Annotated in this window: 2 protein-coding genes; both read left to right on the top strand. The window is 47.5% G+C overall.

What is annotated here, in order from left to right:
• The first annotated feature begins 556 nt into the window (after nucleotides 1-556).
• Nucleotides 557-15,622 (top strand): non-ribosomal peptide synthetase, encoded by a 15,066-nt coding sequence (locus D0C16_RS07535; RefSeq protein WP_151031743.1) that lies wholly within the window; start codon nucleotides 557-559, stop codon nucleotides 15,620-15,622.
• Between the two features lie 229 nt (nucleotides 15,623-15,851).
• Entirely contained in the window at nucleotides 15,852-17,045 is a 1,194-nt protein-coding gene (locus tag D0C16_RS07540; protein ID WP_151031744.1) for an MFS transporter, read from the top strand.
• The last annotated feature ends 59 nt before the right edge of the window (nucleotides 17,046-17,104 follow it).

A 17,104-nucleotide genomic window follows, 5' to 3' on the forward strand; every position in this document is an offset into this window, starting at 1 on the left:
TATTTTTTTTGTTTCAAATCAGATTAAATAGTAAACATGTGAAACTGTTAACGATCAGCTTATCGAATGAGTATTAAAAAATTATTAACTGCTCTTCAAGAAAGTTTGCAATTAAATTGTAAACCACTCGCGTAATCCCGTGCTCAATGGCGCGGCAATATAACAAATAATTTTTTTCTGTCATCAAAAAATTTTTGTGCTGTTTTTTCATACAACGAAAAATAATGATTTAGACGACAGCATTATAGAAATAATAAAAACTTAATGATTTTGTGATTACATTGGATCACAATAGTTTTTCTTATTTGTCGGCATTATTACTTGCCTGTATAAAAAATAAATTAAAGATCAAATTAAAAACAAACCACCACCACTGCAACACCTCTACGAACCTGAAACGATTGCATGTTTAAACAGCAACATTTGTGTGATTAAAAATTCCACACCAAGTGCTGTTTTTAACACACTGCTGCAACGCATTTGCAGCAGTTACATTTACTTACAATCCTGCAACAGCGTTTGTGATAGATGCTTAACGTGATAGGTGCTTGTTTAGATGGAAATTATCAATTCTCCCAAAATTCCCTTAACCCAATCCCAGCTGGATATATTCCTGGATCAACAACGCACACCGGACAGCTGCCGGTACAACATTGGTGGCTATTTCCAGATTATTGGCGCACTGGATACCACGCGCTTAATTTCTGCCGTCACTGCAGTTATCCAGGCTGAATCGGCATTTCATCTGCAATTGGATTTATCCAACGACCTGCCACAGCAATACCTGTTGCCACCAGAATCACCAACAGTTGCGTGGCTGGATTTTTATCAAGCCACTTCAGACAAACAGACAGCCCGCGCCAAGGCGCAGGAATGGCTAGAGCAAAATTTTGCATTGCCCTTCAGCTTGCAAACATCACTCTTCCAGCTCGCCATTTGCAAAATTGCACAAGATGAACACCGGCTCTATTTAAAAGCCCATCACCTAATTATGGATGGCTGGAGTTATACGCTATTTATAAAACGCGTTGCGGATCATTACAGCAGTGACACCAGGGATACTGAACTGCTCTCATCGCCTGGTTATTGGGAATTCATTCAACACAAACATCAGCAGTCGATTGCCATAACAGCAGCAGATAACCAACAAAAAGTGCGCGCTTACTGGCGGGAGCGACTGGCCAATAGTCCCGACCACCTATTGTTACAACGCAGCAAAAGTACACTCAGCGACCAATCAGGCCACACCAGCAATCGCCATCAATTTGTCGTCAGCGCAGCCGATATTGCACCGCTGCTAGCCCACTCCAAACAGCAAAACGCCTCTGCATTCCATGCGCTGCTTGCGCTGATTTATTGTTATTTTATGCGCGCAACAGGGACCCATGACCTGCTAATTGGAACACCATTGCACAAGCGCAACAATGCCCGCACCAAACACATTATCGGTATGCTGGCCGACACCTCACCCACTCGCATCCAGGCATCACCGGGTAGTTCTTACAATGAGCTATTAACAGAAATAAAACAGAATTTATTGCGCGACTTTCGCCACCAGGAATATTCACTGGGTCAAATACACCGGGGCGTTAATAACCTGAACGAACGTCGCGAACGGCTCTTCGATGTGTTTGTGTCTTATGAAAATTTTGCCTACCAGCAAAGCAGTCTCTCGGGCTTGCAGATTACTCCCCACCCCCTTACCCATCGCCAGGATCAAACGCCCTTCAGTTTGTTTATTCGCCAGTACGCAACATCGGGGGATTTTGAATTTGATTTGCAATTGCACAGCGACTTTTTTTCCGCCACTGATGCCCACTGGATCGAAGGTCGCCTGCGCCATTTGATCAAACTGTTAGCTATTCAGCCTGACCTGGACCTGCGTCAACTAAGTTGGTTACCGGAGCATGAGCTGCAAGCGCTGCAAACTATTAATCAATATGCACCTGTTGTTAAAAAATATCCTCATACGCTTGAACGCTTTAACCAGGTAATAGAAAAAAATCTGCACAAGACGGCCGTTATCGGCAGTGATAAATCCTTAACTTACCAGCAACTGGATCACGCCAGTAATGCGTTTGCACATTGGCTAACCCGGCAGGAAATTATCCGCGGAGCAACTATCGGCGTCTGCATGGATCGCACCAGTGATTTACTGGTGGTCTTACTGGGAATATGGAAGGCCGGTGCCGCTTATATTCCTCTGGACCCACAATATCCCGCCGCACGTTTACAACAAGTGATCGAGCATTCGCAATTGCAGTGGGTCATCACCCACTCAGCCTTTACATCATTATTTGCCAAGTTGAAAATTTCTTGCTGTGTTTTTTCGCCGGAATTAATTAATAGCAACCAACATTCACCGTTGAAACTGGCAACTGATTATTCATTAACAGATCTGGCTTACGTGATCTACACCTCCGGCTCCACTGGCATTCCCAAAGGTGTCGCTATCGAGCAAGGCAGCGTAGCCAATTTTTTAACGGCCATGACAAGTGCACCAGGCATAACCGCTGAGAGTACATTGCTGGCGGTAACCACTATCAGTTTTGATATTCATGTTCTGGAGTTATTTTTACCGCTGCTAAACGGCGCCACGTTGGTTCTTGCCACCAGCGATCAGGTACGCGATGCATTTGCCTTGCGCGAATTAATGCAAACGCACAGTGTAAATATCATGCAAGCCACTCCGGCCACCTGGAAAATGCTATTCCATGCGGACTGGCAACCCGATGGCAACTTTAAAGCCTTGTGCGGTGGCGAAGCCTTGCCACCCGTATTATTGGAAAAATTCGGCCAGTTTCCGCAGGTGGAATTATGGAATATGTATGGCCCCACTGAAGCCACTGTCTGGTCTTCAACGGCCAAAATTCAACACGCGAATAACAGCGAAGTACACTTGGGCCATCCCATCAATAATAGTTATTATGTTGTGCTGGATGCACTCGGCTACCCAGCGGGTTTTAATTTATCTGGCGAGCTTTATATTGGCGGTCATTGCCTGGCGCGCGAGTATATTCAAGATGCCGAAAAAACAACCGCCAGTTTTATATGGCACAAACTGCCCGGTATGGAATTTCAACGCATTTATAAAACCGGGGATAGTGTTGAACTCTCCGACAAACACCAGCTGCATTTTCGCAGCCGCAATGATGACCAGGTAAAAGTTCGCGGTTATCGTATTGAATTGGGTGATATTGAAACGGCGCTCATGAAGCACCCGCGAGTAAAAGATGCAGCCGTCAAAATCTGGCGCGATGCGCGCGGTGAAAATTATCTAGCCGCCTATTGTGTGGCAAATACCACCCCTGTTCCCAGTGAACTATTGGTCAATGACCTGAAACACAGCTTGCCTGAGTATATGCTGCCCGCCGCTTACACCTGGCTAGACGCATTGCCACTAACAGCGAATGGAAAAATTAATCGCAAAGTATTGGTGGAGCCGGAGTTAAATTCACAAACCGGTATCCAGGAATTACCACAATCTCCACTGGAACAAACCATTGCCGCGCTTTGGAGCGATCTACTGGCCGTAGAAAACCCAATGCGTACTGATGATTTTTTCCAGTTGGGCGGCGACTCAATCAGCAATATCCAACTGGTTAATCGCTTGCGCAAAGCAGGCATTGCCGTCGAAGCGGCCGATATTTTCCAACACTCCCGCCTGATGGATTTTGCAGACCTATTAACATCACGACTGACAAATACCAACACGGCAACAATTGATAACTGCACACTGAAGCTTGTCAGAGATAACGAGAACTCGCCTTTTCTACTCAGCTCTGCGCAACAGCGCTTGTATATTTTGCAGCAAAGGGAAGCCAGTGAAACGGCGTACAATATGTACGGCGCCTTATTAATTCGCGGCTCAATCAACCACTCACAGTTGGCAATAGCGTTTACACAATTGCTGGATCGCCATCCCACGCTGCGTAGTCGTTTTTATGAAAACCAGGGGGAACTTTTTCAGCAAGTCATGCCCGCCGGTGACTTCTCGCTCGAACAAAAACTATTTCCGGCAGACGTATCAGAAAATTTATCTAACTGGTTACCCACAGCCATCCGGGGGTTTGTACGGCCATTCGATTTAAATCATCCACCACTGGTGCGTGCGCAACTGTGGCTAGGTGAGGCCCAACAACATGTCCTGCTCATCGATATGCATCACCTGGTAGCCGATGGTTTGTCCATCAACATTTTCCTACGCGATTTATTTTCACTGTATGAGCAGCAATCGCTAACACCGGTGCCCGCTGATTATCGTCATTTCATCCAGAAGCAAACCGAATGGCAACAAAGCCCGGCATGGCAGCAGGCTGGCAATTATTGGCAGCAACAATTTTCCGGTACCCTGCCCAGCCTGGATTTCCCTACCGATTACACACGTCCGCCGCAGCAGCAATTTTCTGGCAAACGTCTCAGTTTTTCTTTAAGTAATTCCCAAAGTGATGCAGTCAGAAATCTGGCCCGAAAAAATAATGTCAGCTTATTTATGCTATTGTTGGCTGCCTACAATCTGTTGCTCGCCAAATATACCGGGCGCGAAGACATAATAGTAGGTACGCCAGTTAGCAATCGTCCGAATGAGCAATTTGACGAATTGGTAGGGTTATTTGTTAATACCCTGCCGCTACGTACCTACCCATCGCCCATTAAATATCTGCCTGAATTTTTACAAGAAATTAAAACCAATGTTAGCCAGGCATTTTTACACAAGCACTACCCGTTCGAACAATTGCTTGATCACCTCGGACTGGAGCGCGATTTAAGCCGCAACCCATTATTCGACTGCGCGCTGGTGCTGCAAGCAGATGCATTAGCGGAAATTGTCACCGCAACCCTCGCAGTGAATCCCCTACCCGTTGCCTATCAACAAGCGAAATTTGATTTAACCCTGGACGCGATTGATAAAGGGACACACATCCACTTCGATCTGGAATATGCCAGCCATTTATTTAATGAACAGCGCATTCAGGCACTTGGGCAACATTTTATTGTCCTTTTGCAAAGCATGGTAGAACAACCCAGTGCGCAATTAGGTGCACTCAGCCTGTTAAATGACGCTGAGCGCTACAAATTGCTACATACATTTAATAACACCGAAAAATACTACCCACGACACCAAACGTTAACCAGCATTTTTGAACAACAAGTAGTAACAACACCGGATAAAATCGCCGTAGGTTTTGCAGAAAAATCATTCAGCTATGGCCAATTAAATGCCAAAGCCAACCAGCTGGCCCATCAGTTAATCGCTGCAGGTATTGGCAAAAACCAGATAGTTGCCGTAATGCTGGACCGCAGCCTGGAAATGCCGGTTGCAATACTCGCCATTGGTAAAGCAGGCGCCGCCTATTTACCTATAGCACCCAATTTGCCGCCAGAGCGAATTGAATACATGCTGGCCGACAGCAATGCCCCGGTATTAATTACCACCACAAAAGGCAACGCGCAGGCAATGGGATTTGCAGGAAAAATATTGTTTCTGGATGATGCTTTGCAGTTGACAGGCCCGGACACTAATCCCACTGCGCAATGCGGACCGGATGATCTTGCCTATATCATTTACACATCCGGTTCCACCGGTCGCCCCAAAGGCGCTATGGTTGAACATCGCGCAGTAGTGAATCGCATTTACTGGATGCAGGATAAATATCCTTTAACCACTTCTGACGTGATTTTGCAAAAAACCTCCTATACCTTTGATGTCTCTGTGTGGGAATTATTCTGGTGGTCGTTTGCGGGGGCCTCGGTATATTTTATTGCACCCGAAGCAGAAAAAGACCCACAACAAATTTTTTCCTGCATCGACAAACAGCGCATTTCTATCATGCATTTTGTGCCCTCCATGCTCACCGCTTCTCTGGAATTTCTGGCAGCGCACCAGAACAACAATTGGACCCTAAACAGTTTGCGCTATGTATTTGCCAGTGGTGAAGCACTAAACCCGCATCAGGTAGAAGAGTTTAATCATTTAATTCATCCGCACTCAGGTGCGCAATTAATCAATCTCTATGGTCCCACTGAAGCCGCCATTGACGTGACTTATTTCGATTGTCCGATAAATGGTAAGGTGAAACGCGTTCCAATTGGAAAGCCCATCGACAATATTCGTTTGCATATTCTCGATAACCAGCAACAACTGGTTCCACTGGGAATTGCAGGGGAATTGTATATTTCCGGCACCGGTGTTGGGCGCGGTTATATTAATAAACCGGAATTAACGGCCGAGAAATTTTTGGCTGATCCGTTTTTTCCAGGGCAGCGCATGTATCGCACTGGCGACCTGTGTCGTTGGCTTGAGGATGGCAATATTGAATACCTGGGACGGCTGGATCACCAGGTAAAAATTCGCGGTTTCCGTATTGAACTCGGTGAAATTGAAAATGCATTGCTGATGCACACTGCGGTACGCGAAGCCACAGTCACTGCACTCAAAAATAATGCCGGGCAAGATTTTTTATGTGCGTATCTGGTAGCTCGAACATCCGTTACCACTGAACAACTACGCCAGCACCTCGCTGATTCCTTACCCGATTACATGGTGCCCACCGAATTTGTGCTGCTGGAGAAAATGCCGTTAAATCCCAGTGGCAAGGTTGATCGTAAACAACTACCAGCTCCGCAAATTACTGCACAAGTTTCCACCAGGGTTATCGATGACTCGCAACTCAGCGACAGCGAACGCAGCCTGTTACACATAGTGCGTGAGCTATTAAACAACTCTCAAATAGGGCTGGATGATAATTTCTTCCACAGCGGTGGTGACTCCATTCGCGCAATCCAACTGTCAGCACGCGCCGCACAGCAGGGTTTCGCTATTACTATCAAGGATATATTCAAATACCCTTGCATAGGTCAGCTGGCCCAACATGCACTACGCCCTGCGCTGCAACCAACATCAATTCATTCGCCGATTACTGGCAAGATCGCATTAACACCTATTCAACAGGCATTTTTTGAACAGCGACTAACGCAACCCGATGCTTATTGCCAATACATTATTTTGCAAACAACACGCTTTACCTCAAGCCGTTTGCGGCAGGCATTAAATTACCTGGTGCAACAGCATCCGTTGTTGAATGCAAAGGTCATACATACAGATGCAGATAATTTCCCGCACACTTATCAACTGCATATCGCGGAAGATGGTCAGCGTAACTGGCAGGGCACGCAATTTATCCAGCGCACAATTGACCTGGAAAATGGTGCTGATATTGAACTCGAATTAAATCGGTTACTGCAGGATTTGCAAAAGTGCATCAAGCTGGATAATGCACTTTACGCTGCCGGCGTGTTATCAACGCCAACACAGGATTATCTGCTTATTAGTATTCACCATGTAATTATTGATGGTGTTTCCTGGCGCATACTGCTGGATGACCTGAATCATTATTATCACCTGAATGAAGGTACACCAACGACACTACTGCCATCATCTACATCACCCAATGAGTGGATAAGTGCGAGCAAGGCCTGCGCAAAAACCAGCTATCTGCAAAAGCAATTTACTTATTGGCAGGCAATACAACAATCCATTCCCGCAGCGCTATTGGAAACAACAGACGAGAAAAAAACGGAAGAGATAATTGATGGAAGCTGGCAAACCGAATCCAGCAGCGATTGCTTAAGCCATACAGAAACATTAACGCTACTCACCAATGCGCACACAGCCTATAACACTGATACGCAGGATTTATTAATCAGTGCATTTGCCCTAGCCTGGCAACAGTGGACCGGGAAATTACGCATTGCGTTGGACTTGGAAGCACACGGGCGCCATTTACCTTTTGACGCACTGGATTGCTCGCGCACCCTGGGTTGGTTTACCGCGATTTCCCCCTGGGTTATAGATCTGGATAGGCATGCACCACTCACCCACCAGCTCCCGCAGATTAAAGAATCCTTGCGTCGTATACCGGATAAAGGTATTGGCTTTGGATTGCTAAAATATTTCGGCACAGAAGCACAGCAACAGCAATTGCGCACCAGCGGTCCGGATGTTTTATTTAATTATCTTGGTCATCTGGATAGCGGAAATCCGGATTGGCAATTGCATACTACAGGCCTTTATTCCGGCCTGCAGAATCGTCGAAGCCATAGCATTGAGATCACCATGGCGATCAAGAGCGGGCACCTAACCTGGCAGATTCACTATTCAGGCAAGCAATTTTCTGCATCCAGAATCAATAAATTTAACCAGCTATTACGTGCGCAACTATTGGATATTGCGGCTCACTGTTGCCTTCAACCTACTGCATTACACACGCCCAGCGATTTAGGTGATGCGCACTATTCATTGGAAACCTATCTGCAACTCGCGCGACGATTGAAAAGCCAGGGGCCAATTACTGCCATTCGCAAACTCACACCGACCCAGGCGGGAATTTATTTTCACACGCAGCAACAATTATTTTACAAGCAGTCACCTGACACCCAATCATCCGGCAAGCTGTTATCCGACAATCTATTATCTGGAAAGCCGTCTGACCAACAACGCAATGAACTTTACTACGAAGAATTAGGGCTGTCGTTAAACCAGGCACTGGATGCAGAATTGTTGCAACTAGCGTTAAACCAGCTGACCAAAAAGCACAGTATTTTACGCAGCCTGTTTATTCAGGAAGGCACCGAAGAGGTTCAGCAAATAGTCTGCGACAATGCGCGCACCACATTGAGCGTTATCGATATATCCGCCCTAACGGCCAGCGCACAGGAAGAGTGGATTAGCCAACAAAAACATCAGCTGCGCACTGCTGGCTTTGACTGGAAATTGCCATTGCTGGGCTTGCACGTGTTTAAAACGGGCGAGCAGAAATCGCTGCTGCTATTTACTTACCATCATTTAATTCTGGATGGCTGGAGTTGCGCAGCCTTAATTGATGAGTTGTTAAGACGCTATTTGCAATTACAGCAACCGAATTTGCCTAGTTCCGTTGGACAGCAAATAACAGAAGAATATTCGACAACAAAACCTTCCGCTGATTTTGGTGATTACCTGGCATGGCTGACCGAGCAGAACCCGGAACCGGCGCGCGCTTTCTGGCGCACACACTTGGCAGGCATAGATGATATAACTCGTCTTCCCGGTGAAATTGCTGCAAACAATGTGGGCTATTCATTGCAAGAGACTGAATACCAATTACCGGCCAATTATCTGCAAGGTTTGCAACAATTAGCCGCATACTATGAAGTAACGCTCAACACGTTGATTCAAGCCGCCTGGGGTCTGCTACTACAGCGTTACAACAACGCTGATGATGCATTATTCGTGAGCGTGGTATCTGGCCGGACTGCGCCCGTTGCCGGCATTGAACATATGCTGGGGTTATTTATTAACAGCATTCCGGTGCGGATTGCGGCTCCACAATTTAACCAATCCAGCTCTGCAACAGAAGATATTCAACAGTGGCTGTGTAAGCTGCAAGACACTCATTTGCAGGCAGAACAAAACGCTTTTATTGGCTTGGCGGATATCACCAGTGCCGCAAGTATTTCCAGTGATTTATTCCGCCACCTGCTGGTGTTTGAAAACTATCCGGTACAGGATCGCTTATCAGGTAGTAATTTACGTATTGATAAAATTAGTTTGTATGAGCAAACCCATTACGATTTTAATTTGCTGGTACAACCGGCCGAGCAATTACATTTCCGTTTTATTGTTAATAGCCAAGCCCACCCTGCGGCTAGCGTAGCGCGTATTGCCGGGCATTTACTGGATCTATTGCGCACATGGGCTGAGCGTAAGGAGATTGTATTACCCCACACTATTATTAACCCGGCAGAGACCCTGGAATTAATTACGCTCGGCACAGTTCCAGCCCTTCCTGTGCCATCGGAAGACAACCTGATTGCCCGCTTTTTACAGCAGCGACAATTGACGCCCGATGTGCTTGCCGTATGCGATAGCACTACACAAATTAGTTACGCCCAACTTGCACGACAATCTCATCAAATTGCGCAGCATTTACTCGCCCTGGGCATTCGCCACGAACAACCCGTAGCGTTGCTGGCAAACAGGTCTTGCAACATGGTTGCAGCACTCTTGGGAATTTTGCAAAGCGGTGCAGTGGTTGTGCCTATAGATCCCCATCTGCCTGAAGAGCGCATTCACTATTTATTAGCTGACTCCACTTCCGCTTGTGTTTTGGTCGATGACATTGATACCCAGCTGGCACAAACTCGCCCCGGAATTAAACAATATGCAATTAGCCAATGGCTAGCAGCACCAGCGATTGCAGTTGAATCAATGCAACTGCCGGTACTGAGCAATGCCCAGCTGCTGTACCTGATCTACACCTCGGGGACTACAGGAACACCCAAAGGTGTAATGCTGGAACAGCGCAATTTATTGGCGTTGATTGTTAGCCAAACACAACAGGGATTATTGCCATTTAATAAACAGGTACTGCAATTTGCAACCCATAGCTTTGATGTGTGCTACCAGGAAATTTTCAGCACCTTGTTAGCAGGCGGATGCTTGCATATTATTGACGAGCAATTAAAGAAAGATGCCGATTACCTGCTGGAGTTTATCCGCACCAATACGATAGATACGGTGTTTTTACCTACAGCCTATTTAAAGTTTTTATTTTCAACACCGGAGCGAATCGCACAAATTCCCGCCTGTGTAGAACATATTATTACCGCTGGTGAACAACTACTGGTATCACCCCATTTGCGCCAGTTCTTGCAAGCAAGCAAGGTGCTGTTGCACAACCATTATGGCCCCTCTGAAACTCACGTAGTCACCACACAGGTGTTGAGCAAGCAATCTGACATTGCTGATATTCCGCCAATTGGTAAACCGATAAACGGTACGGGAATTTACTTGCTGGACAAGCACGGCAAACTGCAAACACGCGGTGCACTGGGTGAAATTTTTATTGGCGGCGCAAGCGTTGGGCGCGGCTATTGGCAGAAACCTGCACTGACACAAGAGCGCTTTTTAACTGCCGGTAACTTTGCAGCACTCACGGAGAATACTTATTTTTCCAGCACTGAATTTTTGGCATTGAATGGCGAGCGAATTTATCGCACCGGCGATCTGGGTTACTGGAGCGAAGCCGGCGAATTAATTTATTTAGGCCGTGGCGATCAACAAATCAAAGTGCGTGGCTATCGTATTGAACCAGCCGAAATAGAAGCCTGCCTGCGCAAACAGGCTGGCATCCATGAAGCTGCCGTTATCGCCCAACGCGACCGCCAGGGCAATAATTACCTGATTGCCTATCTGGTACTACATACAACAACATCCGCGGATGTTGCGTTAGATACCATTAAACAGGCGCTCGCCAATGAACTTCCTGTTTATATGCAGCCGGCCTTTTTTGTTCCGCTGATGCAACTGCCAATGACTGCCAATGGCAAGCTGGATAAACGCGCGCTACCCGCTGTTACATTGGCTACGCATAGCAATGCACAAAAACCGGCGAGCAAGATACAAATTCGTCTGGCGAGCTTCTGGCAAGAATTACTGGGAATTCCGGAACCCCATTTGGAGAGCGATTTTTTTGCAATGGGTGGCCACTCTTTGAATGCGGCAGCGCTTGCCAGCCGCATCCAGCATGAATGGCATATTCCTGTTTCACTAAAAGAATTATTTGCTGCACGCACTTTGCAACAACAAGCAGAATTGATTACCGGCAAACAAGCCCAAACGAAAGAGACAAGCAAGGATTCCCCCACGGAAAATACTGCCGATAAATCGCTAATTGTTCGCACTGAAAATTATTCCGGATTTATACCAGGAAACTGGATTCCCCTGTCATCGGCACAGCAGCGCCTCTATGTGCTTGATCAACTAGCGGGACCAACCACCAACTACAACATTCCGTTTGTCGCGCGGATACAACCCGGTATCGATTTGCCACAACTGGAAAATGCATTACAGCAGTTGGTGGAACGCCAAGGTATTTTACGTGCACGTATCGCTATTCACGATGGGCAGCCCATGCAAACGATTGTGCAGGATGCCGTGGCTATTCAACATCATGCGATTGCAGAAGAAGAATTGGATACTTACCTGGCCAACTGGGTTAAGCCTTTTGTTTTGCATCAACAGCCATTATTCCGCATGGAATTGCTGGATATTGAAAGTACGCAAGGCCATTGGTTGCTATTGGATTTACACCACATCATTGCCGATGGTGTCAGCGTTGAAATTTTATTGCGGGAACTCATGGCGTTATACAACGGCGAAACGCTGGCTGCAGTGGAATACGATTACGCAACCTACATCGATTGGCAGACGCACTGGCAACACACGCCTAATTACCAAACGCAAAAACACCATTGGCTAAACCGCTTCCGCCAGTTGCCACCCGCACTGGAATTGCCGCTGGATTTTATTCGCCCACCGGAACGTAGCACTGCCGGTGCAGAGTTTTCATTGCCACTGGATTCCGCGTTGGCACATGCGCTGGAAAATTTTGCGCAACAACAAAGTACCAGTGTATTTGCGGTGGCATTAACCGCATATGCACTGTGGTTGTGGCGTTACAGCGGCGAAACCGATATGGCGATTGGCATACCGGTTTCCGGGCGCAGCCTGGCCGAGTTTGCCAATATTCCCGGGCTAATGGTTAACAGCCTCGCTCTGCATATCCACCTGGATGCAGAGCAAACTGCGCAAGCCTGCGTGCACCAGATTTCCGCGCAATTACTCGATGATTTGCAGCATCAGGATTTTCCCTTTGATGCACTGGTCAACGCGCTGGAGTTGCCGCGCAACCCCGGGCGCAATGCGCTTTTTGATACCATGTTTTCACTGGGCAGCGATTGGCTGAGCAATGCAGGCGCGCAGGAATTATTTATCCCCCACCCCTTGCCAGTAACAGAAGCAAAATTTGATTTGGCAATGAGCCTGGATCAACGCAAGGGGCAATATTTATTGTCTGTAAATTACGCCACCAGTTTATTAACCGCAGCGCGTGCAACTGCCATGGGCCATCATTATTTGATAATGCTGCAGCAATTGCTTGAACACCCGCAACAACCACTGCGCAACCTGAATTGCCTTTCTGTTACCGAATACCAGCAATTAACGCTGGATTTCAATAACACGACAATGAGTTATCCACGCGCGTCTACTATCGCGCTTGAATTTGAAAAAATGGCCGCGCGCTATAGCGAACATTTGGCGGTGCATGACGCCGAAGGAACCTTGACGTATCGCGAACTCAACGAACTGGCCAATCAAATGGCTGCCTGTTTAATCCAGCTGGGTCCCATTCAACCAGGTCAAAGTCAACAAGATCAACGTCAACAAGATCGAGTCCAACAAGGCCTGCCCAAAAGCGAGTTAACACCGCAAATATTTGTTGGAGTCATGCTGGAGCGCTCGCGCTATTGGATTGCCTCCATGCTCGCCGTGCTGAAAGCAGGAGCGGTTTATATGCCTATCGCACCCGATTGGCCGGAAGAGCGTATCCGCAGTATTTTGCAGGATGCAAATGCACCACTCCTTATTTGCACACCGGGCACCGCAAGCGAGCTAACTACCGCTAATTGCCAGAAAATTTATCTGGATAATTTGCTTGCAGATGCAAAAAATTATTCTGCGGAAAATATTGCGCCTGCCTGTAGTGCGACAGATCTGGCCTACACTATTTACACCAGTGGTTCTACCGGCATTCCCAAAGGAGTTCTGGTAGAACAGCGCGGCGTACTTAATTTGGCGCAGTGGGCCGGTCGCGAATACAACCTGGAACACAACACACGCATGTTGCAAATGACCAGCCCGGGTTTTGATGTTTCCATTGAAGAAACCCTGGTGCCACTGCTAAATGGTGCAGCAGTTTTTATCCTGAATGACGCCAGCAAAATGGATAAGAAACAATTTACCCATTTTGTACAACAGCATCGCATTCAGATCGTCGAACTGGTGCCGAGTTTGCTGGCAGACTATTTACTCGACAACATTGCGATGGACTCACTTGCGCTGGTTATTACCGGAGCAGAACGCCTTGACCCTTTATTGAAAGATCAAATACTCGCGCGCGGTTATCGTTTGCACAATGTATACGGGCCCACCGAAACTACCGTAAACGCCACCAGCAAAGCCTGCAGTGCAAGCGATGACACTATTGGCAAACCCATGGCTAATTCTCATGCGTTAATTCTGGATAGGCTCGGGCGCGTACAACCTATAGGCGTACCAGGAGAATTGTGCATTAGTGGCGATAACCTTGCGCGCGGTTATCACCAGCGCGAAGCGTTGACAGCAGAGAAATTTACCGTAAATCCCTTTATCGCGGGCGCACGACTCTATCGCACGGGCGACCTCGCCGCTTGGACTCACACCGGGGAAATTCGCTTTATTGGTCGGATTGACCAGCAAGTAAAAATCCGTGGTTATCGCATTGAAACTGGTGATATTGAAACTCGTCTGATGGCAATTGAGGGCGTGCAACAAGCCATTGTGACGGTGCGCAATCAGGATACCGCCAATGCCAGCCTCTGCGCCTATTACACAAGCGCAACCGCATTGAATCATAAAGCACTGCACACACAACTCGCGCAATGGTTACCTGAGTATATGATTCCCGCGCAATTTATTTACCTCGATGCAATACCATTAACTACCAATGGCAAGGTAGATAAAAAAGCTCTACCCCAACCCGACAGCATTATTCGCACTGATTATTTACCGCCGCGCACGCCCATTGAATTTCAGCTGGCTGAAATCTGGTGCAATTTATTAGGTGGCAGCAGTTACAGCGTCGATGAAGATTTTTTCCGCGTCGGCGGACATTCATTATTGGCGATTAAATTACTCACCAGCATTAACCAGCAGTGGAATATTTTGCTCAAGTTAACCGATATTTTTACGCACTCCGCCCTGGAGCAACTTGCCAGCCTCATAACACGCCACAGCGAACAGCGTGCAGATCATAATCTGGTTTCTATTTATCAACTACTGAACCCAGTGAGTGAAAAAAATCTGTTCCTGTTTCCACCGGCATTGGGTGAAGCAGCAATTTACGCACGACTCAGCCAGCAGTTACCGGACTATCGTTTCTATTGCTTTAATTATCTCGATAATCCGCAACGGCTGGAAATTTACGCCGACACTATTGCCGCCGCGCAAACCCAAGGTGCTATTTATTTGTTTGGCTATTCTGCCGGCGGTAATCTTGCTTTTGAAGTTGCACGCGTATTGGAAGCGCGCGGGCATCGATTGGGTGGATTGATTTTGCTGGATTCCGTGCGACGCAGACAAACTGGCCAGGCGCGACCTGCAGCGCAAATTACCCAAGACCTGCAGGATGCGTTTGCGCGCAACCACCTGAGCTTGGATGATTCAATGCTCGCACCCTTGGTGGAGCAAGCGTATCGCTACGGACTTTATATGGAGGGGTTGATTAACTCTGGCGCCTTGCAAACGCCCGTGCATTTAATTAAGGCAGATATTCCGGTTGATAACACTGACGATTACGGCTGGGCTGATGCGAGTACACATCTGTATATTCATGCTGGTAAGGGAGAACACCTGGAGCTGCTAGCCAGCCCCAACCTTGACCACAACACCCGGTTGATTGCGGCGTGTTTGAGCGAGGAAGCTTACATTGCTTCCGCGCAGATTCGCGCCTGGAAAATAAAAGAACCTGAACTTCCCTAGGTATCCAGTAAACCACACACATCAACTAAACCACAGCCAACAACAACCCGGTTTTCACCGGGTTGTTGTTGCGCTTTACAAATCATCACCTCAATTAACCCACCAAACTGTTATAGTAAAAACCGCTTTAAGCCACCCTCGGCAACACCCTTTCCACAAAGTTAATCGAGCTGTAGTACCCGTTGGCTGCGCAAACTCCAGGCGCACAGGGGTATGATTGAGAACATTTATGTCTGCTTCCGAGTTATCTGTCACCCAACACAATGCACTTCCACTCCCCGGTTTTGCTGAACAACTTTCCACCCGCCTGGCTTTTTTAATTACCGGGCTCGCTATGTCCGCCTGGGCGCCGCTGGTTCCTTTCGCACAGGAGCGACTGGGCGTGAACGAGGCCACACTGGGTGCGCTGCTGCTGTGCCTCGGTGGCGGCTCCCTGATTGCCATGCCACTGACCGGCCCGCTGGTTAACAAATTTGGCTGCAAAAAATTTATCACCCTGAGCCTATTGCTGATGTGTTTCAGCCTGGTATTTCTGGGCATAGTCGCGAGCGTACCCGGCCTCGCACTGACTTTATTAATTTTTGGTTTATCGCTCGGTGCCACCGATGTCGCCATGAATATGCAGGCGGTTATCGTGGAGAAAGCCAGCGGCCGCAGCATGATGTCCAGCTTCCATGGTTTTTATAGCTTGGGAGGAATTTTTGGTGCGGTGATTATCAGCGGATTACTCTGGCTATCACTCTCGCCCTTTCATGCGTTATTGATACTGACCGTAATACTGCTGGTGATGCTGGCGTACGCAGCCCCTAAACTTTTAACCTATGGCAGCACCGGAAATAAAACGGGCAGCGAAAAACGCGATCCATTTTTTGTATTTCCGCGCGGCAAAGTGTTATTGCTCGGCGTGCTCTGCTTTATTGTTTTTTTAGCGGAAGGCTCAGTGTTGGATTGGAGCGCAGTGTTCCTTACCAAGGTGCGCGAGGTAAACCCGGTACATGCAGGCCTGGGCTTTGCCTGTTTCTCCGTCGCCATGACCATTGCACGTTTAACCGGTGATCGTATTGTACAAGCGCTGGGAGGAAAACGAATTTTATTGTGGGGTGGCAGCTGTGCGGCGCTCGGCTTTGCCATTGTCGTTTTTGCTCCCTACACCCTCACCGCCTACCTTGGCTTTACGCTGATTGGTTTGGGGGCATCCAACATTGTTCCCGTACTATTTACAGCGGCGGGCAATCAAAAATCCATGCCGATGAGTTTAGCTATTTCAGCGGTAGTCAGTTTGGGTTATGCGGGATTACTAGCGGGGCCGGCGTTGATTGGCTTTATCGCCGAACTCACCAGCCTTTCAATTGCGCTTTGTATTGTAGCTCTTGGACTTATTGCACTAGCGGCTTGCGCCAACAAAGTTACACGTACGGAATAACGAAATAACATTAAAAATGCTGCGCCCTTTGGGCGCAGCATTTCAGATCGTTGACAAAC

The sequence above is a fragment of the Cellvibrio sp. KY-GH-1 genome (assembly GCF_008806975.1).
Classification (GTDB): domain Bacteria; phylum Pseudomonadota; class Gammaproteobacteria; order Pseudomonadales; family Cellvibrionaceae; genus Cellvibrio.

Bases quoted from the DNA above. Each gene is read 5' to 3' on its own strand.
- D0C16_RS07540 (WP_151031744.1), top strand. From the start codon at position 15,852: ATGTCTGCTTCCGAGTTATCTGTCACCCAACACAATGCACTTCCACTC.
- D0C16_RS07535 (WP_151031743.1), top strand. From the start codon at position 557: ATGGAAATTATCAATTCTCCCAAAATTCCCTTAACCCAATCCCAGCTG.